Origin of the sequence: Myxococcus sp. CA056 (assembly GCF_013336715.1) — a bacterium.
Classification (GTDB): Bacteria; Myxococcota; Myxococcia; order Myxococcales; family Myxococcaceae; genus Myxococcus; species Myxococcus llanfairpwllgwyngyllgogerychwyrndrobwllllantysiliogogogochensis.
In genome coordinates this window covers 23,172-44,981 of record NZ_JABUMT010000003.1, presented here as the reverse complement: position 1 = coordinate 44,981, position 21,810 = coordinate 23,172, and the positions used below count along the sequence as shown (strand labels likewise).

Sequence of the window (21,810 nt, the reverse complement as noted above, 5' to 3'; positions counted from 1 at the left end):
AGTCGGGCCCGGGTCGCCCGCCACCCGACCGTAACTCTTCATGTTACGGCACGGCCAATGACAATCATCCCCTCAAATCAGACCCATGCGGTGTCATGAATACACCATTTACACTGCGTGAGAGTACTTATGCAGAGTGCAGGCCCCAACACAGGGGCAACTCGAAATGAGGGGGAAGTCATGAAGCTGTTCAATACGTTTGGAGTTGTGGGAGTGGTGTCTCTGATGGCCGTTGGGTGCGGCGGGGAATACACGCCGGAAGAGGCCGCTCAGAGCCCGGAGATGGGTGAGGCGACGCAGGCCGTGGAGAGCGCGTTCATCGCTGGCGGTCAGACGCGTGACTTCTCGACCTGGCTGTTCGGTGTGACGCCGTTCTATGTCCGGAACATGTCCGCCACCCGCTCCACGCGCTTCAACGCGTACTGTGGCGCCAACAACATCTCCATCCTGCTGGCGCCGAATCAGGTCTATCCCACGAGCCTGAACTGCGCCTGGCCCGGCGCGCGCCTGTATGTCCAGAACCAGGGCCTCAGCTCGACCCTCGACCAGATCTACGTCGAGACGCACTGAGTCGCGGCAAAAGCGCGCTCTTTGAGGTCGTGCTTGGGGGAGTCTCCGCGAGGGGGCTCTCCGAGACGGCCCGCACGAAGCTGCTCCGCTGGGGCAAGTAGCCCCGAGGTGCGCGAGCGTCTCCGGGCCCGATACAGGGCCCGGAGACAGTCGTGCCCGGGGGAACCTCAGGAGGACTTGTACGCGTCCGCGATGCGCAGCAGGTCCACGATGGTGAAGTCGCCGCCCGTGCCGTAGGTGGGCTTCCAGCCCTTGTTGTGCAGGAAGGACTGGGGGTCGTTGATGAGCACGCTGAAGAACGTCTCGCCCACGATGCGACCGCCCACGGGCCCGAGGAAGCGGCCCTGGTTGGCGAGCTTCGCCTCCTTGAGGATGTAGTACCAGAGCGGCGCCAGCGTGCTCCCCCAGTTCGTCGGCAAGCCCAACTGGGAATTGGAGTACTGGGTCGTCCCCAGCGCCTTGGCGACCGTTTGTCCCGCCGGCAGGGTGAACTCATTCTGGCGCAGCAGGTTGCGGCCCGGCAGCGACAGGTAGAGCGGATCCGGCTTGCCCTGATATTGGGGATTGTCGAAGCCGGGGATGAGGGCCTGGGGCAGCTGAAGCAGCTCCGACGCCACCAGCGTGTCGAACAGCTTGGCGCCCTGGGGCGTGACGCGGGAGTCGGTGTCGAAGAAGTACTTCCAGTCCACGCGCTTCTCCGGGCTCAGGAACGTCCCGGGCTGGTGCAGGTCGAAAATCTGCGCGCCCTTGTAGTTGTCATTGACCTGGTAGAACTCGCGAATCGTCGCGTGGCCCATGCGGTAGGCGGCCGCGGAGAACTCGATGGGAATCGCCTGGAGGGTGGGCGGGAAGTACTGCGGGCCCTGACTCACCAGCTTCCCATACAGCTCATCCCCGACGAAGCGGCGCACGAAGTCGTGGTAGACAATCCACTGGTAATGCCAGCGCACGCGCTGCGACGCCTCGGTGAAGAGCGCCCCTCCGGAGAACTGGCTCGACAGGTCCTTGACCACCTGATTGTGGAACTTGATGACGGCCAGGTGGAGCTGGTCGACGAACATGTTGTCGTCATTGCGCGGGTCTCCGATGATGGCCGTGCCCTGTGAGTTGCGGAGCACGTCGCCGTCCGGATTGTCGGGCCGGCCGAACAGCAGCGTGGCGCCGTCCTTCTGGTCGAAGAGGAAGGCGTCCTGCACGGGCCCCCGGCCATAGATGTTGCCCAGGTCCAGGGTGGGGGTGATGGCATCCCGCGTCTGGTTGGGTTGGGTGTCCCGGCCATTGATGTTCGAATAGACGTCGAACGTCAGGTCATGGTCCAGGAACTGGCCCAGGAACGTGTAGCCCGCGGGGATGGTGGGGTTGTCCTGGGGGAGGCCCGGGCTCTGGTTGGCCACATCCATGGGGCCTCCAGGCAGGGTGAGCGCCCGGAGGTCCTCCACGTTGAAGAGGGAAGGGCCCAGGTCCGGGAACATGCGGAAGAAGTCGGAGACGACGGGGCCGTTGTCTCCGCTCAGCGACTGCGCGGACTTGTTGGAGACGGCCGTGCCCACACCGCCGTGGGGGCGCACCAGGTTGCCGGAGGGCATCTTGGACAGCATCGCGTTTCCCGCACCCCGGTGGAATGGACAGCCGCTCCCAGGCAGCGCGGTGTGGCCCGAGGGCCGGTTCTTGTCACTCATGATGGGTCTCCTCGTGAATGGGAAGCGCGGCCTATGACGTGATGGTGATGTACGGGTCCCACGAGTAGGTGCCCACCTTGTTGCCCTGGTTGTCCGTCACCTGGAGATAGAGCTGGTAGGTCACCCGCCCGCCGGGGAGCGTGGCGGTGGGCAGCATCGCGGTGGACTGGAAGAAGAAGTCCACGTAGGGCTGCACGTTGAAGCCGCTGCTCTGCCCGCCCGACACCTCGGGGACTGGCACCTTGATGTGGGACACCAGGGGCTGGGGCTGGGTGATGCACTGCGCGTTTCCGGAGACATTCATCTTGTAGAGCAGGGCGCTGTAGCGCGTGTTGAGCGTCAGCGACGCCAGCCGCCACCGGAGGTTGTCGTTGGTCTTCGCGGCGACCGTCAGCTCCGGTATCGCCTCCGCCCCCACGGCCGAGTCCCGCCGGACGAGCATGTACACACAGTCCGCGATGGCCACCCCGGGGTTGTCGAGCGACGCGTTGGGGCCGTACTTGCCGATGACCTTGTCCACGTCCACCACGGTGAGCACATCGATGAAGCCGTTATCCTGTCCCATATCGCATCCAATCCTTTCGGAAGAAGAAGTCAGACACCGTCGGCTAGCCCGCCGGTGACGTCATGAGGTGATGGAGATCTGCGGATCCCACGAGAAGTAGCTCAGGATGTTCCCGTCGTTGTTCGCCAGGACGAACGAGAACTGGTACGAGACATTGGGCGGCGAGGGGTTCACCGCCGTCGCCTGGAAATAGGCGTCCGTATAGGTCTGCGTCTGGTTGATGGTCACCTGGAAGCCATTCACCGACGGGAGGGGCACCGTCACCGTGGGCTCGATGAGGCCGGGCTGGGTGATGAGCCCCACGCCCCGCAGGATGTTGCACTGGCTGAGCGCGACGCTGAAGCGCGTGTTCCCGGTCAGCGAGGTGATGCGCCAGCGGATGTTGTTGTTGGTGTTGAGGGTGATGACCAGGTCATCCGTCGCCTGTCCGGAGAGCACCTCGTCCTGGCGGACGAACATGTAGATGTAGGGCGTGCTCTCGCCCAGGGACACGGGCCTGTTGGCGTCCGTGCTGAACTTCCCCTGGTAGGCCTGGTAGACGCTCTCCGCATCCACGACGACGAGGACGTTGGCTGTATTTTCAGTATCCGGCATGGACCACTCCTGATTGAGGCGGGGTGAGAGGGCTCAGCGGGGCCGCAGGATTCCGGGGCGCTGGATGGAGAAGGGCTGGATGTTGAACTGGGTGACGCCCGTCAGCGCGAGCTCGGCGAGAATCTTCCCGAGCAGTGGGGTGAACTTGAACGCCTGCCCCGTGTCACCGGTGAACAGGAGGATGTCCGGATGGCCGGGCAGGGCATCCAGGACGAAGTTCAAATCGGGGGTCATCGTGTAGAGGCAGCCCACGGCGTCCTGTGCCAGGGATTGAAGTCCCTGGAAGTGCGCGCGCATGAAGTTGTTGAGCAGCTCCACCATCCGAGGGTCCGCCTGGGGCGGCGAGGTGGGCGGCAGCGGGGACTTCTGGAAGGTGAAGTCCGTGCCCACCTTGAGGCGCCCGGGCGTCAGGAGCGGGGGCAGGCCGTAGTAGGTCGTCTGGTCATCGCCAGGGAACTGGGGCGCGCCGAAGTAGAACCAGAGCGGGTAGTTGTACTGGGATTGGGCCACCGTGAAGTAGGCATACGTCATGGTCCAGATCTCCAGCTCCAACTGGAGGTTCAGGCTGTCGAGCACCGGGTTGGTCCAGGCGGAGGGCACCAGGATGAGCTTCTTGCCGGTGTAGTCCCCTTGCGCGGTGGAGACGGTGACCTGGCCCGGCGCGTCCTGGATGCGGCTGACCGTCCGGCGGGGAATCATGGTGACGCCCTGCTTGCGACAGAGCTGGGCGAGGGCCTGAAGGGCCCGGTCCGCCGCGATGACGCCGGCCTGGGGCTGCACCAGTCCGACGACGTCGTCACTCAGCCCCTTGAGCGCGGGGTAGCGCTCCGGGAAGTCCGCCGCGGTGAGGCGGGTGAAGGGCAGGCCCTGCTCCTCGAGGACGGCCTGGGAGTCCTTGAGGTCGCCCTCGGGTGTGTTCACCCCGCTGGGCGGGCCGAAGAACAGCAGGGACGTGTCGTTGAGGATGCCATCCAGGCCGCTGTCGTCCTCCAGCTCCCGCCAGAGCGGATAGGCGGACTGCGCCAGCAGGGACAGGTGCGGATTGGAGTACATCACCCGGAAGAAGCGGGACTCTCCCTTGGAGGAGAAGAAGTCGTTGTCGAAGTCGAACTGGTCCAACAGGAGGACCTTCTTGCCGGCCTTCGAGCACCAGTAGGCGGCGGACAGGCCAATGGCGCCCGCGCCCACGACCACCACGTCATAGGAGTCCATGTTTGCGTTGCTTTCGTTCTGGAGGGACGAAGGTGTCTGGCTTTACCAGCCGAGGTAGTACTGGCTGTCCAGCCAGGAGGGCCACGCGAGCCCGAAGTGCGCCTGGAGCATCTTCTCCGCCTCGCAGAAGGCGCCTTCCACCCAGCCCTGCTGGTCCGAGTACGCCTCGCCGCAGATGTGCAGGCGCTCCGCGGGGTCCGGGCGGCGCATGAAGGGCATCACCTCGCGCACGCTCACCCCGGCCTGCCACGCATGGTAGCCGCCGCCGTAGGGGTCCTCTGTCCAGTTACGGAAGTAGGAGACATACGGGTCAGGGACGGGGTTCTCCGGGCCGTGCAGCTCCCGGAGCTGGTGGACGGCCTCCTGGACCATCACCGCCGGGGCCTGGAGGGACTCCACCTGGGCCAGGGACTCCGGGGACGCCAGTCGCGTGGCCCGGGGCTTGAAACGCTTCAGGTTCCGCTGGGGAGAGGCCATCAGCGCGGACCAGAAGGGGGTGGTCCGCATGTCGTTGTAGCTGGCCAGCAGGATGGAGTGGCTGTTCGAGGGGTCGGTGCCGAAGTAGTAGCACTGTCGCATCGGCAGGTCGGTGATGGACTCGCCCGCCAGGGCGTTGAACTCCGCGTGCCACCAGGGAGACTCGAAGCCCATCAGGAGCTTGAACGACGGCTCGGAGATGACCGAGTCGAGGTTCTTCCGGACCTGCTCGCTCACCTCCGGGGTGGCGAAGAAGCGGTCTACCTCCAGCAGCTCCAGGGCGCGGCGGGGCATGGCGAGGACGACGGCCTTGGCGTACACCGTCCAGCTCTTGCCGCTCTGGGCATTGGCCACGGTGAGGATGTACTTGTAACGGCTGCCGCCCGGCGCCGGGTCGATTCGCCGCAGGCCATTCTGTCCCCAGAGATGGGCGCGCTTGCCGCTGGGGTCCTGCGCCAGGAAGCGCCGCGCGAGGACATTGCCGACCTGGTCATAGCCGCCCGCCAGCGTCTGGTACTTCACCTCCGCGTTGGAGAAGTCGCCCACGAGGTAGGGGAAGGCCTCCGCGGCGTTCCAGTTGATGGTGTTGGAGTAGTACCCGCCGGCGACGGACAGGAACTCGTAGGCCTCCTGGCCCACCTGGTCCTTGATGAGGTTCCAGAAGCCCAGGTCGTTGACCTTCAGGCCGTCGTACGGACCCGATTGGTGATAGGTCAGGTTGGGTTTGACGTCATCCCATTCGCGGGCCGTCAGGGTGAAGGCATAGTCATAGGGCGCGGTGAAGGTGGCCTTGCCCGGATAGCGCTCCCGGAACCACGGGTCCGCCATGAGCACGTCGTAGATGATTTTGTTGAAGAGCTGGTCCGAGGTGAAGCCCACCACCGCGTCGGGTAGGAAGTAGCGCGTCTTGTACGTGCGGCGGTCGGCCTGGGCGTTCTCCCATTCGTTGGCCTTGAAGCGCTGCCCGCGCAGATAGCGGTAGTGATTGCCGTCGTCGCCCAGGGGGAAGTCGATAGGCGTCACCTCCTGCTCGAAGACCTTCGTGATGAGCGAGTTCACAATCTCATGCGATTGCAGATAGCGCATGCCGCCAATCTCCGCAGCCAGGGAGATGCCAGGGAGGAAGACGGATTCGATGCGTCCACCCAGGCGCTCGCTCAGCTCGAAGATGTGGACCGTCTCGGGGCGGGTGCCCTCGGGGGCCAGGTCTCCCACGAGCAGTCTCCAGCCCGCATAGAGGCCGGAGACTCCGGCGCCGATGATGGCCACGTCGAGCTGGAGCCCATCGTCCATTCCGGTGTCCATCGCTGGTGGGTTGACTCGTGACATGTCTGCCTCATGGGGGAGAGGGGATTCGCCTTGCGTCGGCCCGGTTCGCTGCAATTGGTGCACCAAGGTCCTTCCCGGTCCTGGGTGTCTGTCTTCAAGGACATGCGGGGCAGGGGATGTGGCCTTGACGCGTCAGGCGAATGGATTTGGGAGGTCCCGGGGCGTCGTCGCTGGGGAATCGCTGACGTGTCAGGCTTCGGGCGGACGCGTCAGCGCCCGCGGACCGTGGCGGCGTCGGCGGGGGAGCGACTGGGGGAGCGGCGACCGGACGGGCCGGTCCTTCACCCATGTCGCTTTTCGATGAAGCTCGAATTTCGTCATATTATAGTCATCATATGGTGGGCAGGGGCTCTCGGGAGCCCGCCTGTCCGTCCATTTGACGTTCCTCAATGGGGCCGCCCGGAGCTTTCCGTCCGCCTCGTCACGCCGGAGTCGAGTCATGCAGGTCAAGAATGCTGTCGCCCTGGTCACTGGTGCCAATCGCGGGTTGGGGCTCGCCTTCGCGAAGGCCTTGTTGGAGCGGGGGGCTCGCAAGGTGTACGCGGCGGCTCGTGAGCCCTCGAGTGTGACGATTCCAGGCGTGGTGCCGGTCCGCCTGGACGTCACCCGCCCCGAGCAGTTGGAGGCGCTGGTCCGCGAGGCGGGTGACGTGACGCTGCTCATCAACAACGCGGGCATCCTGAAGGGCACGAGCCTCTTGGGGGCGGACGCGCTGTCCGCCGCGCGCGCTGAACTGGAGACGAACTACCTGGGCCCCCTGGCGACGAGCAGCGCGTTCGCGCCGGTGCTGGCGAAGAACGGCGGGGGTGCCATCATCAATGTGCTCTCGGTGCTCAGCTGGATGGCCTTCCCGGGCTCGGCCAGCTACAGCGCCTCGAAGGCCGCTGCCTGGGCGCTGACCAACGGTCTGCGCAAGGAGCTGGGCGCCCAGAAGACGCAGGTGATGGCCCTGCACGTCGGCTACATGGACACCGACATGGCGGAGAAAGTCACGGCGCCGAAGACGAGCACCGCCGAGGTGGTGCGCCTGACGCTGGATGCGCTCGAGGCGGGCCAGGACGAGGTGCTCGCCGATGAGGTGAGCCGCAACGTCAAGCAGGGGTTGTCCGCAGGCGTCTACCTCCAGCGCTCGTGAGCGAGCTGGCGGAGAGCCGCGGAGCTTTCTCCGAGCCCGCCACCGCGCGCGCCGTGTCCAGACCGATGGAGTGAGAGCGGGCCCACGCGCGGGGCGAAGTGTCATGCGCTGTGCGGGGAAGGCTATGGTGTCTCCAGGCTCGAACGTGAGCCTGGAGACTTCGCATGCCGCAGTGTCGCCTGGCGTGGAGCGTGGTGATGGTCGTCCTGATGGGGGCGACTTCGGCCTGGGCAGACGAGCCTCCCGTTGAAGCGCTGGTGCCACCGCCGCGCACGGGGTGGCGCGTCCAGGGCCTGCCGCTGCTCAACTTCAACAGCGACGAGGGGTTCGGCTACGGCGCGAGGCTCCTGCTGGTGGATGCGGGAGATGGCACGTACCGGCCTTATCGATACTCCCTCATCGCGCAGTTCTTCCAGACGACGCGGGGGGTGGCCACCCATCGGCTGATGATGGATTCGCCGCGCTTCTTCGACTCGGACTGGCGGTTGGGGTTGGACCTGAGCTTCATCAACGAGCGGTTCTCGCCCTACTTCGGCCAGGGCGCCGCCGCCGGATACGAGCCGGACTTCGCCCGGTGTGACGACCGGGAGCAGCTGGAGGACGCGCGGGATGTGTGCGCGGGCAATCCCTCATTCCGGGGCCTGCGCTACTACAGCTTCGAGCAGCGCACGCTGCCGAGCGTCGTGTTCAACGCGCGGCGCACCCTGAGAGGGCCGCTGCAGGTGTCCGTGGGCTATCGCTTCCGCCTGACGCGGATTCGCTCGCGCTACAGCGCGAAGGACCTGGGGCAGTCGCGGGACTCGCGGCTCGAGGAGGATGCTCGGGCGGGGCTGTTGACGGGGCTGGAGGCTGGAGGAGGGGAGGGGACGTTCCGGACCGCGGAGGTGACGGCGGGGCTTTTGTGGGACTCGCGTGACAACGAGCCCGCGCCCGTGCGCGGCATGTTCCACGAACTGGCGGCGCGCGGCGCGGTGGGGGCGACGGGCAGCTCGTTCAGCTACTGGGGCTCCACGGCGAACCTGCGCTTCTACCACCCCCTGGGACATGAGCGATTGGTGGCCGCGTTGCGCCTGATGGCCGACGTGCTTGGAGGGGATGTGCCCTTCTTCCTGCTCAGCGGCTTTGGCGGAGTGGAGTGGCGCGATGGCTGGGGCGGCGTGGGCGGCCTGTTCACCGCGCGAGGGCTGCTGAAGAACCGCCTGCAGGGCGAGGTGAAGACGGTGGGCAACGGCGAGCTGCGCTGGCGCTTCCTCGACGTGCGGCCGTGGGAGCAGCCGTTGGAGTTCACGCTGGTGGCCTTCTTCGATGCGGGACAGGTGTGGACGGACCTTCGCTTTCGGGACAAGGGGTTGTTCCGGTACGCGGGAGGTGGGGGCCTGCGAGTGGCCTGGGACAACACCTTCATCGTCCGAGCGGACTACGGCGTGAGTCCTCGGGATGGCACGTCCGCCTTCTATCTCGACTTCAACCACATGTTTTGAGTGGCCGATGTCATCCGGTGGCATTGACGCCCGCGGAGGGTGCCAGCTAGCGTGACGCCACGATGATGCTCTTGAACGCGAGCTTCCTGACGACCGCCACCGGCCGCTGTTGCCGTGGCGCGTGTTGTTAGTCGAGCTGCTTCGAGCGTCCTTCGTTCCACCGGTTCGTTTCCGCTGAGCCCCGGGCCTGGTGCCTTGGGTTCGTTGCCCCGGTGGTGTTCCGCGTCCCGGTGATGAGGCCCTGGCCTCGTCTCGCGTGCGTGGCCTCGCGTCCCTCCGCCGGAGTCTTGCGCATGCCCATCACCCGCTTCGCGCCGCATGACGATTTCCTGCGTGTCTACTTCGCTGGGGATGGTGTTCCCCGGCACGCGGACTTCCACTGGTTCTGGCTGCGGCACAACTCGGAGCTGGACCGTCATCCGCTCACGCGCGAGCGCATCGTCTGTTCCTCGGAGCTGCCGCTGGAGCTGCGGCCTCGCGGGGTGCGGGTCTCGGAGGATGCCTCTGGCCTCGATATCGACTGGGGGGACCGTGCCGATGGGCAGGTGAGTCGGTACGCGGCGGACTGGCTGCTCGCGAATGCCTATGCGGCAGACCGTGTCGCCGTGCCTCCGCCGCCCTCGGACAGTGTGTTGCTCACGGTGGAGGCTTCCCAGGTGCGCGAGCCGCTCGTGCCGTTCGCCTTGAAGCGACTCCAGGAGTCCGGGGCGGTCATCGTGCGGGGCTTCGAGGCGGACACGGAGGCGCTCATCGACCTCTTCGGTGGTGCCGGGCTCTCTGTCATCGAGACGCACTTCGGCCGCATCGAGGATTTGCGCACCGACAACACGACGAATCGGAACACGGACCAGCTTGGCTATACGGACAGCGCGGTGCAGTTGCACACGGACCAACCCTTCCTGGACCGACCGCCGCGCTACCAGCTCCTGCATTGCCAGCGGCCCGCCGAGACGGGTGGGGAGAACAGTGTCGTGGATGGGCTCGCGGCGGCGCGCTACCTGGCGGACCAGGACGCGTCTGCCTTCGAGCTTCTGCGCACGGTGCCGGTGACGTTCCATCGCAAGCAGGCAGCGTTCGAGCGGGTGCTGGTGTCACCCGTGCTCGACTTCGATGCGCCTGAGGGCTTTCGCATCCGGTACAGCTACTTCACGCTCGCGCCGCACCGGGTGCCGTTCGCCCGGATGGAGGCGTGGTACCGCGCCTACAACCGCTTCGCGACGCTGGTCCGGGACGAGCGCCACCAGTTCCGTTTCCGACTCGGGGCGGGTGACTTCCTCCTCTATGACAACTGGCGAATGCTCCACGCTCGCACCTCGTTCACGGGTGCCCGCTGGGTTCGCGGTGTGTACTTCGATGCGCGTTGAACCCCGGAGAACACCATGCCCGCTTCGCCTCGACTGGCCCCCCAAGGGATGAGTCACCAGGACGTCCTCGACCAGATGCGCGAGCTGCGCGCCGATGATTCGCGCTGGAAGGAAGGGAAGACGTGGAGCCTCGTCTACCACGCGGGGGATGACATCCGCCGGCTGCTCGCGGACGCCTACACGGAGTTCATGTCCGAGAATGGCCTCAGTCCGTTGGCGTTCCCCAGCCTCGCGCGTTTCGAGTCAGAGGTGGTGGCCACGGGCGCGGAGTTGTTTCACGGAGACACCGCCGCGGGGACGCTGACGTCGGGAGGAACGGAGTCCATCCTGATGGCGGTGAAGACGGCCCGGGATTTCGCTCGGGAGGAGCGGGGAATCATGGCGCCGGAGATGGTGCTGCCCGCGTCCGTGCATCCGGCCTTTCAGAAGGCCGCGCACTACTTTGGCGTGAAGCCCGTCAATGTGCCGCTGGGGCCGGACTTTCGCGCGGACGTGGCGGCGACTCGGGCCGCGTTGACGGCGAACACGGTGCTCGTGGTCGGCTCCGCGCCGGCCTATCCGCACGGGCTTGTGGACCCGATTGCCGAACTGGCGGCGCTCGCACAGGAGCATGGCGTCCTCTTTCACGTGGATGCGTGTCTCGGGGGCTTCCTGCTGCCGTTCGCGCGGAAGCTGGGGCACGACGTGCCCGACTTCGACTTCGCGGTGCCTGGCGTCACGAGCCTGTCGGCGGACCTGCACAAGTATGGTTATGCGGCGAAGGGGGCGTCGCTAGTGCTGTACCGCACGCCGGAGCTGCGTCGGTATCAGTTCTTCACGTACGCGGACTGGTGTGGCGGCATCTATGCGTCACCGTCGATGGCGGGGACCCGGCCGGGAGGCGCCATCGCGGCGGCCTGGGCCATCCTGAAGTACCTGGGCGAGGAGGGGTATCTGCGGCTTGCTGGGACGGTGCTCGATACGGCGAGGGCATTGCGTGAGGGCATCACGGCCATTCCAGGCTTGAAGCTGGTGGGCGAGCCCCGGCTGAGTGTCTTTGCCTTCGCGTCTGATGCGTTGGATGTGTATGCGTTGGGGGATGCGATGGAGGCGCGAGGGTGGAAGTTGGACCGGCAGATGGGGCCGCCAGCGCTGCACCTGATGGTGACGCCCGCGCACGAAAAGGTGGTGGAGCCGTTCCTCGCGGACTTGAGAGAGTGTTCCGCGAGTCTGGAGCGCGGAGAGCCTGCGCCCGAGGGAAGCGCCGCCATGTACGGCATGCTGGGCGCCATCCCAGACCGGCGTGAGGCCGCGGACTTCATCCGCCAGTTCATGGACTCCATCTACGGATGAGCGCCCTCATCCAGATTCGCGCGGTGCCCTCATCCTGGTTCGGGCTCGTGGGGACTATCCGATGAGCGCGCTCATCCAGCGTCGCACGCTGGCCTCACCCTGGTTCGGGCTCGTGGGTGCCCTCCGATGAGCGCGCTCATCCAGGTCCTTGTGGTGGTGGGGCTTCCCGGGCTCGTGCTGCTGGGGACACGAGTCTTCAAGCCCGTGGCATGGATAGGGCCCGTGGTGATGTGTTACGCGGCGGGCATCCTCCTGGGGAACGCACCGGGGTTGTCGCTCCAGACGGGCGTGAGCCTCTCGGTGAGCGAGGCGGCGGTGCCGCTGGCGATTCCCCTCCTGTTGTTGTCCACGGATGTGCCGCGCTGGACGAGGCTGGCCCGCACGACGTTGCTGTCTTTCGCCCTCGCCTGTGTGTCCGCCCTCGTAAGTGCCACGGTGGTGGGGCTCGCCTTCTCGGGGCGGATGGACGAGTGGTGGAAGATGGCCGGCATGTTGGTGGGTGTGTACGTCGGCGGTACCGCCAACATGAACGCAGTGGGCGTGGCGCTCCAGGTGCGCGAGGAGACCTTCGTTCTCCTCAACACGGCGGACATCGTCGCGGGTGCTGCCTACCTGCTCGTGCTGATGACGGTGGCACAGCGCATCGCGCTGGCATTCCTTCCTCCGTTCCCGAATCCGACGGGCTGGGATGGTTCAACCGCGGAGGAGGGGACGCGACAGGATGGCTTCTCCTGGCGGTTTGCGCGAGGTCTGGCCCTGTCGCTGCTGCTGGCCGTCGCCATCTGCGGTGTGTCCGCTGGAGTGAGCCTGGGGCTCGCGGGTCGACTGGAGGCGACGGTGGTGCTGTTGCTCATCACCACTCTGTCGCTGGCGGCGTCCTTCATCCCGGCCGTCCGCTCCCTTCCTGGGAGCTACGCGCTGGGGGACTACGCACTGCTCGTCTTCTGCGTGGCGGTGGGGACGTTGGCGGATGCGAGCCAATTGGGGAGCGCGGGACTGTCTGTCTTCGTCTTCTGCGCCAGCGTGATGGTGTTGGCCATCGTCCTGCATTTCGGTCTGGCGGCGCTGTTCCGCATCGACGCCGACACGGTGCTGATTACCTCCACGGCCACCATCTTCGGCCCGGCCTTCATCGCCCCCGTGGCCCGAGCGCTGCGCAATCGCGAGCTGATGGTCTCCGGCATCACCACGGGGCTGATGGGCTTTGCGCTGGGGACGTACCTGGGGCTCGCCCTGTCCTGGCTCCTGCGGCCTTGACTCAAAGAGAAGCCCCCGTTCTCCAATTTCAAGAGTGCTCCATGCTAACTGTTCGTCCTGTCTCTTCTCAGGTTTGGAGTGCGCGCATGGCCGTATACATCTCCATTCGGAAGATTTCGGAGAATGCCGAAACGGCGGAGTACGCGTTCGGCCTTGATGAAACTGCCGAGGGACGGCTCGTCATGAGCAAGGCCACTGGTCAAGTTGATCTGCTCTCGGCGCATCCGGCGGATTCAGAATCCAAGGGCTTGTTCGAGCGAGCTGCGCACAAGGTTCGAAGCCATTGGCGAAAAGGCGAACTGCCCGATCGAACCTGCTGGGCGTCCTAAGGTCGCTTCGTGCTTGCTGCCTTCACCCGGGCCAGCCCGCTTGCGCCAGCAGCGCAGAGAGCGCGAGCGGCGGACGCGTGAGTCGTCTCTCGGGAGCGGCGGCTAAACCGGAAGCCGATGGGGTCTGCCCAGGGGAGGTGCCCGGGTGGGCCGCACATCGATCGCCGGACACCAATGGCTTCGGATGCGAGCAACGACTCGGGGCCGTCGGGAGGTGCTCACCCGCGTTCCGGCAAACGATAGGTCAAGGGAGACGTCGCGCCGCCGGGAGAAGCGATGTGCGTCTGGAAGAACGACTCGTACCTGCCACCCTCCACGTCGAAGATGACGAGGTTTTTCTGCGCCCGGGTAATCCCCGTATAGGCCATCGTCGCGGTGTCGTCGGGTGTCAGGATGCAAAAGATGGTCTCGGACTCGTGCCCCTTGAAGCTGTGGGTGGTGGAGAGCTTGATCAGCCCGGAGTTCTGCGCGAAGATCATCTTCTTGCATCTGCGGAGTCTCTCGATCAACTCCTGCCCCTCCTTCTCCGTGAGCAGCGGGGATAGCGCGTCGAGTTCGGCCTTTGTTTCGAACATCACCTTCGTCTTCTCTTCGCTCATCAGCTCTTCGTTGATCGGGATGAGGTAGTCGACCTCCGAGCAGATGATGGACACGTCATTGGGGGGGAGGCTGCGCTGCTTTATGTAGTCGCGGATTCTGCGACACACTTGCTTCGCGTCGTAGCTTGCGCCGTAGCTCTCGTAGGACAGCAGATCGAGGCTCATGCTTGCTTGCGCAGGAGCAGAATCAAAGATCTCGGCGTCCGGGTTCGTTGAAGCGAGATATTGAGCCTGAAAGCGCTTGAACAACTCGACGAGGCGCGTATCCAGGCCGCAGCGGTACGACTTGGTCAGCTTCTTCCAACGCCCGAATCCCCTGGCCATGGGCGGTTCGCGAAGGCTGCCGTCTCGCTTGTAGATGTTCTGATTTTGGTCCGCGAAGAGCACCATTTCGCCATCGGTTTCGTCCAGGAACTTATCGTGGATGAGCTTGATCCACTCCGGATGGAAGTCCTGTGCCTCGTCGATGAGGATTGTCTTGAACTTACGAACGGGGCCGGAGGCGAGAGCCCGGGCGAGGACGTCCATCCCTTGGACGTTGTGTCGGTCCAGATCAGGCCGCTCGTTCCAGTCGATCCCCACCTCGTCCAGGCTGGAGTCAATGAATGCGTGGAAGTGGGTGACACCGAAGCCGTTGTCGGCGCCCTTTCCCTGCTGGAGGCTGATTGTGTCGCGGATGAAGTGACGCAACGTGATGTTGAAGGAGAGGATCAGGACCTCCTCACCATGGCGAGCGCGGGCGTTGATGGCCCGTTGGGCCAGGATTGAGGTCTTGCCACATCCGGCCACGCCCTTGATCTTCGAGAGCCCCGGGGCGCTTATGGTCAGGGCGTGCTGCTTCGTGTCGAACCGCACCGGCTTTCCCTGCCGCAGCACGTGACGAGGCGGCGCCAACCTGCGCTTGAACTCCTCGTAGATGTCGTCGGTGAAGAGGTTGTTTGGCTTGATCGTGGAGAGCTTGCGGATCTTGGCCGGCAATCTGTCTCTGGCCCATGATATGTTCAGATCGCGATCCATATTTTGCAGATGGCGCGACAGACGCTCGAACTCCTCCTCGTAGGTAGACCGGGTGACGTTCGCGCGGTCGCGGTTCAACGCGTTTCTGCTGGCTGTCAGCTCTCGAATGGCCGGTTCGTAGACCTTTGCGAGCTCGGCCTTTGTAGCGTTATGGAAGTAAACGTATGGCGTAATCACGCCATAGAAGTGGCGATTGATAATCTTCTTTAGGCCGAGCACCGGAAGGTGCAGGTTGAAAAAGTTGCTCTTGTATCGGAACGCCTGTTGCTGCGGGGACATCTTGTGCGCGTCCCCGTAACGCCACTTGTTGTTCCTATCGATTCGGTAATGCACGAGGTTCCAATCCTTGACCTCGATGATTGCGGCGCCGCAGCCCTTCTTGAGAACGATGACATCCGGTCTGTCACCGTCCAGGAAGGGGTTGAAGAACACCTCGTATGTGTCGTCCAGGCTCTCGCCCAACTGGGAGAGCAGGAAGAGCTCTCCCTCGGTAGGAGGCGTGGTGAGCCTCTGGATGTTCTCGAAGGCGGGGAAGAAGATCGCCATGTCAGTGCCCCCAGCAGATGGTGACGATAGTCCCGTCCCTGGCGACGTGTCGCTGCTCAACACGCCTGGGGCGGTGTGGACCCCCGCCGCTGCACTGCACGCCAGCGGCAAGCGGGACGTCGTCATCGGCGACCAGCGGCCGGTGCCCGAGGCAATCACCTACATGGGGAGTCACGGTAAGCGGATGCACTACGCGGAGGCACGAGTGCGGGGATTGCCCATTGGCAATGGCAACGTGGAGGCCACCTGCAAAGCCCTGGTTGCCCTGCGCATGAAGCGCCCGGGGGCGCGCTGGAAGGAGGAGTCCGGCCAGCACATTCTGGACCTGCGCGCCCTGGTGATGTCGGAACGCTGGGCCGTCGCCATGAACCTCACGCTCGCGCCACAGCGTGCAGAGGTGCGGCGCGCCGCGTGTCCAGGATGAGCGCCAGCCCCTCTTCAGCTTGGCCTTCATCGCGCATGCCGCCCGGGGGATGCGCAACCGCGAGATGGTGGTCTCCGGTATTATCGCGAGAGTGATGGGCTTCGCGCTGGGGCTCGCCTTGTCCTGACTCCTACGGCCGTAGTGTCAGTCCCTGAGCCAGAACAGCTTGTTGCCGCTCCTCAACGCAAGTTGCAGAAACTCCTGGAATGATCTGGCGATCTGCCGAACGTGCAGCGGATAGGTTTCGTGGAACGCATCCAGCAGTGGATAGGGGCCGCCGGGCTGCGCCACATCAACGAGCACAAAGTCGCTGTCCTGGCAGTAGAGGAGGGTGTACCAGGTCGCCGCTCCCATGGAGTCGTCGTCCTCCCCTCGCATGCGAACACGTGCCCGCTCTATTTCAGAGAGCGAGAGGATTCGGTACTTCGCATCAGGCCTGCGACGGAACAGCGTGGCACCGTCACAGTGGAGGTAGAACGCGCGCAAGTCCGGGTCCAATCTCCACCCGAGTCGTGCCGCGGCTTCGGCGATTTGTGCCGAGGTCGCCGGTGGGTTGGGGTAGTGGTCGCGCGACAGTTCTTCGAGCAGTGTCTGCATCTGCTTAGTCCACGTAGGGTCTGGTGGGGCCCACCAGATGCCATTGCCCCGTGCGTCCGTAGCATGCCGGGTACGCCATGTTGATGACGCCATGTACAGCGGGTGGCACGGGTAACAGGTTGTTGCGTGCTGTTGGATGGCCGCCATGCCACAGGTCGTGGATGTGGTGACCCGGCCAGTAGTCGCCACCGCTCTGTGGCCATGTTCCGAACTCAGTAGCCCATTCTTCTCGGAACCCCTCGCGCACGCCGTCCCACCTGTCGCGCTGGCGCTGCACATCGCTGATGGTGGGGTAGTCGCAGCAGCAGTGGGTAATCGCGAGGCGTCCTCCTGCCTCAGCGGGCATCGCGAGGAATCGCCCCGTCCAGTCGCCCTTGATGTCCGCGAGCCAGATGCAACCGCGTAGGGTGTGTCCTTCCGCGGCGCATCGTTGTTCGCACCGCACCATCCACCGCGCATTGCATTGCCAGGGCCCATGGTAGATGGCCCTGTTCACGAATCCGCCTGCCGCGCTTGGGATGGTAGGCCCCACCCATTTGGCCGAAGCCGGGGCTGTGCCACCGCGTCAGGCCGCCTCTTCCCGAATCTCCAACGCCTCCCGGACTCCCGGGAGCGCGGAGAGCAGCTCCAGCTCCGCCGACTGGAGCACGGAGACCCGCTTGCCGGAGATGCGCTCCATCGTCAGCTCGATGCGGTGGTCCCCCGCCGCGTTGACGCGCCGGAAGATGCGGGCCCTCCGGCCCTCCGCCCGACAGGCGAGGATGTCCTTCTGGAGGCTGCGCAGGCGTCGGAACACCTTCAGCGCCATCCGCCCCTCGGGGGTGTCGAAGGTGTGGAAGTGCCGATTACGCGACAGTGGCTTGCTGGGGTCATGGAGCCTCTCCACGAGGCGCCGAACGAATGGGTCCATCGACGAGGGAGGATAACATCCGGTACCCTCCCGCTCAGCGATGCCCTGGCGAATTCGAACCCTTCCCTGGACCCTGGCGCTCCTCCTCCCGCTTGCTTGCAAGGAACCGGAGGTGGCCGCAGTCCAGAACCGTGCCCAACAGGCCCAAGCCGCCCTGGGGGAAGCCCGCGCCCAGCTCGCCAACGGGCAGCCCGGCCCCGCCCTCGTGGCCCTCAAGAAGGCCGCCACCGCCGCCCCCGACAGCGCGGAGCCCTATCTGCTGATGGCCGATGCCCACCTCATGAACAACAACATGGGCGCGGCCATCATGTCCCTCAAGCAGGCCGAGGCCCTCATCCCCGGCACGGACCCTTCCATCCAGAAGCAGCTCTCCGAGCTGTACCTGGGCAACGGCAACACCCAGGAGGCCCTCACCATCCTCTCCACCCTGCGCGACTCCGGCCTGCTCACGGAGTCGGACGTGCTCGGCCTGGCCCGGCTCCAGGCCCGCGAAGGTCAGATTGAAGCCTCCTTCGCCACGCTGGAGAGCGTCCTGCGCGACAGCCCGGACGACCCGGAGGCCAAGGCCATGGAGGCGGAAGTCCTCCTCATGAAGGGCGACGAGCTGCTCGCCGCCAACCTCATGGACAAGCTGCTCCAGCAGAACCCCGCGCACACCACCGCGCGCCTCCTGCGGGCCCGCTACTTCCTCGTCAGCGGCGTGCCGCAGATGGCCGAAGCCGACCTCCAGGCCGTCGAAGGCAAGGACGCCAACCGCGGAGACGTCGTCATGCTGCGCGCCCGCGCCCTGCTGGCCCAGGGCCGCGCGACGGACGCCGAGGCCGCCCTCAAGCCCCTGGTCGACGCCGAACCCCAGAACGCCGAGGCCCTCGCCTGGATGGCTGAGACGGTGCTCGCCCAGGGCCGCCGCGCGGATTCACTCGCCCTGGTGGACCGTGCCCTCCAGTTCCGCCCCCGCCTCGCCCGCGCCCTCTACGTGCGCGGCCGTGCCCAGGAGGAAGCCAAGGATTTGAAGGGCGCCGAGGAGAGCTACCGCTTCGCCCTCAGCGCCGAGCCCCGCTTCGCGCCCGTGCACACCCGACTGTGGCGCCTGTTCCTCCAGTCGGAGCGCAAGGTGGATGCGTACTCGTCCCTGGAGCGCCTGCTGGCGCTGGGCGAGGCCTCCCAGGAGGAGAAGGTCGCCCTGGCGAAGCTCTCCGCTCAGCTCCAGACGCAGATGGCTCGGGGCATGAAGCTCATCGACGAGGCCCTCACGCGCGAGCCCGACAACGTGGAGTACCAGGAGGTGAAGAAGGCCCTCCTGGCCGTCGCTCCCAAGCCGAAGAAGAAGTCCACCGGCCCCGTCATCATCCGTGGCGGGCGCCGCTGACCAGCAACGGCGCGGCGGGCGCTCCGGGCAGTCCCGGCGCCTCCGCCACCACGCGCTCCAGGGCCTTGAGCCCCTTGCGCTGACCCACCGCGACGGCGATGAGGTTGTCCCGGTGGAAGTAGCGCCGCGCGACTTCACGCACGCGCGCGGCGGACTGTGAGTCCACCAGGTCCGCCCGGTGCTCGAAGGTCTCCGGAGCGCGGAACAGCTCCGTGCCGCCGAACCACCCGGCCAGCTCCCCCGGGGAGTCCTGGGAGAACTCCAGCAGCATGCGGTGGCGGCGCTTGGCCCGAGCCAGCTCCTCCTCGCCAATCTCCTCGTCGCACAGCGCGCCCAGCACGCGGAACGACTCGGCCACCACCTGCGCGGCCTTCTCCGGCGCGCTGGCTGCCTCAATCTCGAACAGGCCCGAGTCGTGGTAGCCGTCCAGCGACGCGTGGACGGAGTACGCCAGTCCGCGCTTCTCCACGATTTCGAAGGGCAGCCGGGAGGACAGGCCGTCATCCAGCACGCGCCGGATGATTTGCAGCGCGGCGTAGTCGTCGTGCTGCTCGGGCACGGTGCGGAAGTTGAGGCGGAACTCCGTCTGCGACTCGTCGTGAGAGACGAAGTGCAGGCGGGGACCGGGCGCGGCCGTCGGCGGGGGCGCCTCCGTGCTGGCCAGTCCTCGCGGCAGGTGCGCGAAGGCGCGCTCGGTCAACTCCAGCACCTCCTCGCGGCGCACGCGGCCCGCGGCCGTGACGACCAGGTTGCCGGTGACGTAGTGCTGCGCGAAGTGCTCCAGCACCTGGTTGTGCGCGAGCGCGGAGACGGACTCGCGCGTGCCCGCGATTTTCAGGGCCAGCGGGTGGTCGGGGAAGAGCAGGCGCTTGGACAGGTTGTCCAGGTCGATGTCGCGACCCTTCTCGTCCACCTCGTCCAGCATCTCCTCCAGGATGATCTGCCGCTCCACTTCCATGTCCGTGAGACGCGGACGGGTGAGCATGTCCCCGAGGATGTCCATGCCCACGCGCATGTGCGCGGGGTGCAGCGGCGTGTAGTAGTACCCGTGGTCCCGGGTGGTGACGCCGTTGAGGTTGCCGCCCACTTCCTCCACGGCGGCGTTCATCTTCACCGTGTCCGGCCAGCCCGCACTGCCCCGGAAGAACAGGTGCTCCAGGTAGTGGCTGACGCCGTTGTTGGCGAGCGTCTCGTGGCGGCTGCCCGTGCGGACGTAGATGGCGAGCAGGGCGGTGTGGAGGTGGGGCGTCTCGACGGTGACGACGCGCAGCCCGGAGGGCAGCACGTCCCGATACGATGTGAAGCTCATGCGCGTGGAAGCCTTAACACGAAGGCCGTGCCCTGGCCGGGAATACTCTGGCAGGAGAGCGAGCCCCCGTGGGCCTGGAGGATCTGCTGACTCACCGCGAGCCCCAGCCCCGTGCCCCCCTCCTTGGTGGTGAAGAATGGCTCGAAGAGGTGACGGCGCACCTCCTCCGTCATCCCCTGACCTGTATCCCGCACCGTCACCTCCACGTCCTGCTCCAGGGGGCGGGTGGCGATGGTGAGCTGCCCTCCGTAGGGCATCGCCTCGCGGCTGTTGCGCAGGAGGTTGAGGAAGACCTGGCGCAGCTGCCCTTCGTCGGCGAGCACGGGAGGCGTCGTCGGGGAGAACTCGCGCACCACCTCCACGCCCGCGCGCATCAGCTCCTCGCGGGAGAAGTCCAGCACGCCGTCCAGCACCGCCGTCACGTCGCGCGGGTCCAGGTCCGGCCGCTGGGGCCGCGCCATGCGCAGGTAGTGCTCGGTGACGTCCGCCAGCCGGTCCACCTCGCGGGTGACGGCGGAGAGCAAATCCTTCACCTCGTTGGCCTCGTCGGGCGCGGGGAACGTCGCGCGCTCCACCGCGTCCCCGAGCAGCTCCACGTTGAGTCCGATGGACGACAGGGGATTGCGCACCTCGTGAACAATCTGCGCGGAGATGCGGCCCACGGCGGCGAGCTGCTCGGCGCGCATCAGCGCCTCCGCCTGCGCCTTGATTTGCGCCTCGCGGGCCTGGAGCGAGCGGGCCATCTGGTCGAACGCTCGCGCGAGCACCGCCACCTCGTCGTGGCCGCGCACGCCCAACTGCGCGCTGTAGTCACCCTTGCCGATGCGGGACACGCCCTCGATGAGCGTGCGCACCGGGCGCAGCGTGCGCGCCGACCACGCGGTGGCGCCCAGACCCAGGAGGATGGCCGCGACGGAGAGGCTGATGATGGCGAGGCCCGTCTGGCGCTCGCGCTCCTCCGCGCCGTCCACGCGCTCGCGGATGCGGTTGGACAGGGACAGCCGGAGCAGCCGCAGCTCACGGCCGATGGCGTCCTCCATGGTGAGCACGTCGGCGGTGGCGCGGTCCACCTGGGCCTTGTCCGGCGCCTGCGTGGAGAACGCGTCGAACACGCTCTCCGCGGCGCGGCCATATTCGCGGTAGCGCGAGTCCAGCTCGAGGAGGCGCGCCTCCAGTTCCTCGATGAAGGGCACCTCGCTCGCCGGGGCCATGTCCCGAAGCTGGGTGGCCCGCTCGCGCGTGGTGGCCAGCCGCTGGGAGATGAAGGCCGTGGGCACGTAGACGCGGGCCAGGCGGATGATGGCGCGCCGTATCTCCGCGCTGTCCTCCTCCAGCATGCGCGCGGTGTGCCGCTGCTGGTTGGCGTGGTTCATCTCCATCTCCGCCGCGTCCTGGGAGAGCTGGAGATAGCCCTGGCTCAGCAGCCGGATTTCCAGCCGGTTGCGGTGCAGCTCCGCGACGCTGAAGAGGGACACCAGGCCGAAGGTGACGAGCACCACCGCGTAGCCCAGGAAGATGCGGGTGGCGAGGGAGAGCTTCATGCGCGCGAGGACCGTGCAGCGGCCGGAGCACCATCGCTACGCGGCCCGCGCCCGGGGTGCAAGCAGCGCTGTCCTCCCGCCAGCCCCCCGGCGGGGCGACCGGCCGTCCTGGCCTCCTGACTCATGGCCCCAGAGGATAGCCCGGGGGACCGCGTCCCGCCCGGGGACATTCGT

At 66.2% G+C, this 21,810-nt stretch carries 18 protein-coding genes and 1 pseudogene; 9 read left to right on the top strand and 10 right to left on the bottom strand.

What is annotated here, in order from left to right:
* The first annotated feature begins 180 nt into the window (after positions 1-180).
* Positions 181-570 (top strand): hypothetical protein, encoded by a 390-nt coding sequence (locus HUA76_RS14690; RefSeq protein WP_174461242.1) that lies wholly within the window; start codon positions 181-183, stop codon positions 568-570.
* A 167-nt stretch (positions 571-737) separates the two neighbouring features.
* Here the strand turns inward: HUA76_RS14690 and HUA76_RS14685 are convergent, their stop codons facing one another.
* The 5 genes from HUA76_RS14685 to HUA76_RS14665 are packed head-to-tail and all read right to left on the bottom strand — an operon-like array spanning position 738 to position 6,426.
* Positions 738-2,249: a peroxidase family protein gene (locus tag HUA76_RS14685; protein ID WP_174461241.1), complete on the bottom strand. Its 1,512-nt coding sequence runs from the start codon at positions 2,247-2,249 to the stop codon at positions 738-740.
* Between the two features lie 31 nt (positions 2,250-2,280).
* Positions 2,281-2,814: an AidA/PixA family protein gene (locus HUA76_RS14680; protein WP_174461240.1), complete on the bottom strand. Its 534-nt coding sequence runs from the start codon at positions 2,812-2,814 to the stop codon at positions 2,281-2,283.
* A gap of 60 nt (positions 2,815-2,874) precedes the next feature.
* A complete protein-coding gene (locus HUA76_RS14675; protein ID WP_174461239.1) occupies positions 2,875-3,408 on the bottom strand; it encodes an AidA/PixA family protein in 534 nt (177 codons plus the stop codon).
* Between the two features lie 33 nt (positions 3,409-3,441).
* Positions 3,442-4,620: an FAD-dependent oxidoreductase gene (locus tag HUA76_RS14670; protein ID WP_174461238.1), complete on the bottom strand. Its 1,179-nt coding sequence runs from the start codon at positions 4,618-4,620 to the stop codon at positions 3,442-3,444.
* Positions 4,621-4,662: 42 nt separating this feature from the next.
* Positions 4,663-6,426, bottom strand: a complete 1,764-nt coding sequence (locus HUA76_RS14665) for an FAD-dependent oxidoreductase (RefSeq protein ID WP_174461237.1) — start codon at positions 6,424-6,426, stop codon at positions 4,663-4,665.
* Between the two features lie 439 nt (positions 6,427-6,865).
* Between HUA76_RS14665 and HUA76_RS14660 the strand changes: the two genes are divergently transcribed.
* From HUA76_RS14660 to HUA76_RS14635, 6 genes are all read left to right on the top strand, one after another.
* Entirely contained in the window at positions 6,866-7,561 is a 696-nt protein-coding gene (locus tag HUA76_RS14660; RefSeq protein ID WP_174453503.1) for an SDR family oxidoreductase, read from the top strand.
* A gap of 164 nt (positions 7,562-7,725) precedes the next feature.
* Positions 7,726-9,042 (top strand): BamA/TamA family outer membrane protein, encoded by a 1,317-nt coding sequence (locus tag HUA76_RS14655; RefSeq protein ID WP_174453504.1) that lies wholly within the window; start codon positions 7,726-7,728, stop codon positions 9,040-9,042.
* Positions 9,043-9,335: 293 nt separating this feature from the next.
* On the top strand, positions 9,336-10,406 hold the full coding sequence (locus HUA76_RS14650) for a TauD/TfdA family dioxygenase (protein ID WP_174453505.1): 1,071 nt from the start codon (positions 9,336-9,338) through the stop codon (positions 10,404-10,406).
* Between the two features lie 15 nt (positions 10,407-10,421).
* A complete protein-coding gene (locus HUA76_RS14645; RefSeq protein WP_174461236.1) occupies positions 10,422-11,738 on the top strand; it encodes an aspartate aminotransferase family protein in 1,317 nt (438 codons plus the stop codon).
* Positions 11,739-11,864: 126 nt separating this feature from the next.
* Positions 11,865-12,995: a DUF819 family protein gene (locus tag HUA76_RS14640; protein ID WP_174461235.1), complete on the top strand. Its 1,131-nt coding sequence runs from the start codon at positions 11,865-11,867 to the stop codon at positions 12,993-12,995.
* 86 nt (positions 12,996-13,081) lie between these two features.
* On the top strand, positions 13,082-13,324 hold the full coding sequence (locus HUA76_RS14635) for a hypothetical protein (RefSeq protein WP_174461234.1): 243 nt from the start codon (positions 13,082-13,084) through the stop codon (positions 13,322-13,324).
* Positions 13,325-13,542: 218 nt separating this feature from the next.
* Here HUA76_RS14635 and HUA76_RS14630 read toward each other — a convergent pair whose 3' ends face one another.
* The gene (locus HUA76_RS14630) at positions 13,543-15,486 is read right to left on the bottom strand and encodes an NERD domain-containing protein (protein ID WP_174461233.1); all 1,944 of its coding nucleotides are present in this window, start codon (positions 15,484-15,486) and stop codon (positions 13,543-13,545) included.
* Positions 15,487-15,532: 46 nt separating this feature from the next.
* Here HUA76_RS14630 and HUA76_RS14625 point away from each other — a divergent pair.
* Positions 15,533-15,910: pseudogene (locus HUA76_RS14625) on the top strand (ISKra4 family transposase); the annotation flags it as partial.
* 144 nt (positions 15,911-16,054) lie between these two features.
* Here HUA76_RS14625 and HUA76_RS14620 read toward each other — a convergent pair.
* Together HUA76_RS14620 and HUA76_RS14615 are read right to left on the bottom strand one after the other, a co-directional pair.
* Entirely contained in the window at positions 16,055-16,507 is a 453-nt protein-coding gene (locus tag HUA76_RS14620) for an SMI1/KNR4 family protein (protein ID WP_174461232.1), read from the bottom strand.
* Between the two features lie 565 nt (positions 16,508-17,072).
* Positions 17,073-17,417, bottom strand: coding sequence for a hypothetical protein (locus HUA76_RS14615; RefSeq protein WP_174461231.1), 345 nt, complete (start codon positions 17,415-17,417; stop codon positions 17,073-17,075).
* A 112-nt stretch (positions 17,418-17,529) separates the two neighbouring features.
* Between HUA76_RS14615 and HUA76_RS14610 the strand changes: the two genes are divergently transcribed.
* On the top strand, positions 17,530-18,786 hold the full coding sequence (locus HUA76_RS14610; protein WP_246137310.1) for a lipopolysaccharide assembly protein LapB: 1,257 nt from the start codon (positions 17,530-17,532) through the stop codon (positions 18,784-18,786).
* On the opposite strand, the gene HUA76_RS14605 is transcribed toward HUA76_RS14610, so the two are convergent.
* Together HUA76_RS14605 and HUA76_RS14600 are read right to left on the bottom strand one after the other, a co-directional pair.
* Positions 18,764-20,095 carry a pitrilysin family protein gene (locus HUA76_RS14605; RefSeq protein WP_174461230.1) on the bottom strand — a complete coding sequence of 444 codons (1,332 nt, stop codon included), beginning with the start codon at positions 20,093-20,095 and terminating at the stop codon, positions 18,764-18,766. The genes HUA76_RS14610 and HUA76_RS14605 overlap by 23 nt on opposite strands.
* On the bottom strand, positions 20,092-21,636 hold the full coding sequence (locus tag HUA76_RS14600; RefSeq protein ID WP_141644189.1) for a HAMP domain-containing sensor histidine kinase: 1,545 nt from the start codon (positions 21,634-21,636) through the stop codon (positions 20,092-20,094). Before HUA76_RS14600 ends, HUA76_RS14605 begins: the two co-directional genes overlap by 4 nt.
* Positions 21,637-21,810 lie beyond the last annotated feature (174 nt).

Bases quoted from the DNA above. Each gene is read 5' to 3' on its own strand.
- HUA76_RS14690 (WP_174461242.1), top strand. From the start codon at position 181: ATGAAGCTGTTCAATACGTTTGGAGTTGTGGGAGTGGTGTCTCTGATG.
- HUA76_RS14685 (WP_174461241.1), bottom strand. From the start codon at position 2,249: ATGAGTGACAAGAACCGGCCCTCGGGCCACACCGCGCTGCCTGGGAGC.
- HUA76_RS14680 (WP_174461240.1), bottom strand. From the start codon at position 2,814: ATGGGACAGGATAACGGCTTCATCGATGTGCTCACCGTGGTGGACGTG.
- HUA76_RS14675 (WP_174461239.1), bottom strand. From the start codon at position 3,408: ATGCCGGATACTGAAAATACAGCCAACGTCCTCGTCGTCGTGGATGCG.
- HUA76_RS14670 (WP_174461238.1), bottom strand. From the start codon at position 4,620: ATGGACTCCTATGACGTGGTGGTCGTGGGCGCGGGCGCCATTGGCCTG.
- HUA76_RS14665 (WP_174461237.1), bottom strand. From the start codon at position 6,426: ATGTCACGAGTCAACCCACCAGCGATGGACACCGGAATGGACGATGGG.
- HUA76_RS14660 (WP_174453503.1), top strand. From the start codon at position 6,866: ATGCAGGTCAAGAATGCTGTCGCCCTGGTCACTGGTGCCAATCGCGGG.
- HUA76_RS14655 (WP_174453504.1), top strand. From the start codon at position 7,726: ATGCCGCAGTGTCGCCTGGCGTGGAGCGTGGTGATGGTCGTCCTGATG.
- HUA76_RS14650 (WP_174453505.1), top strand. From the start codon at position 9,336: ATGCCCATCACCCGCTTCGCGCCGCATGACGATTTCCTGCGTGTCTAC.
- HUA76_RS14645 (WP_174461236.1), top strand. From the start codon at position 10,422: ATGCCCGCTTCGCCTCGACTGGCCCCCCAAGGGATGAGTCACCAGGAC.
- HUA76_RS14640 (WP_174461235.1), top strand. From the start codon at position 11,865: ATGAGCGCGCTCATCCAGGTCCTTGTGGTGGTGGGGCTTCCCGGGCTC.
- HUA76_RS14635 (WP_174461234.1), top strand. From the start codon at position 13,082: ATGGCCGTATACATCTCCATTCGGAAGATTTCGGAGAATGCCGAAACG.
- HUA76_RS14630 (WP_174461233.1), bottom strand. From the start codon at position 15,486: ATGGCGATCTTCTTCCCCGCCTTCGAGAACATCCAGAGGCTCACCACG.
- HUA76_RS14620 (WP_174461232.1), bottom strand. From the start codon at position 16,507: ATGCAGACACTGCTCGAAGAACTGTCGCGCGACCACTACCCCAACCCA.
- HUA76_RS14615 (WP_174461231.1), bottom strand. From the start codon at position 17,417: ATGGACCCATTCGTTCGGCGCCTCGTGGAGAGGCTCCATGACCCCAGC.
- HUA76_RS14605 (WP_174461230.1), bottom strand. From the start codon at position 20,095: ATGAGCTTCACATCGTATCGGGACGTGCTGCCCTCCGGGCTGCGCGTC.
- HUA76_RS14600 (WP_141644189.1), bottom strand. From the start codon at position 21,636: ATGAAGCTCTCCCTCGCCACCCGCATCTTCCTGGGCTACGCGGTGGTG.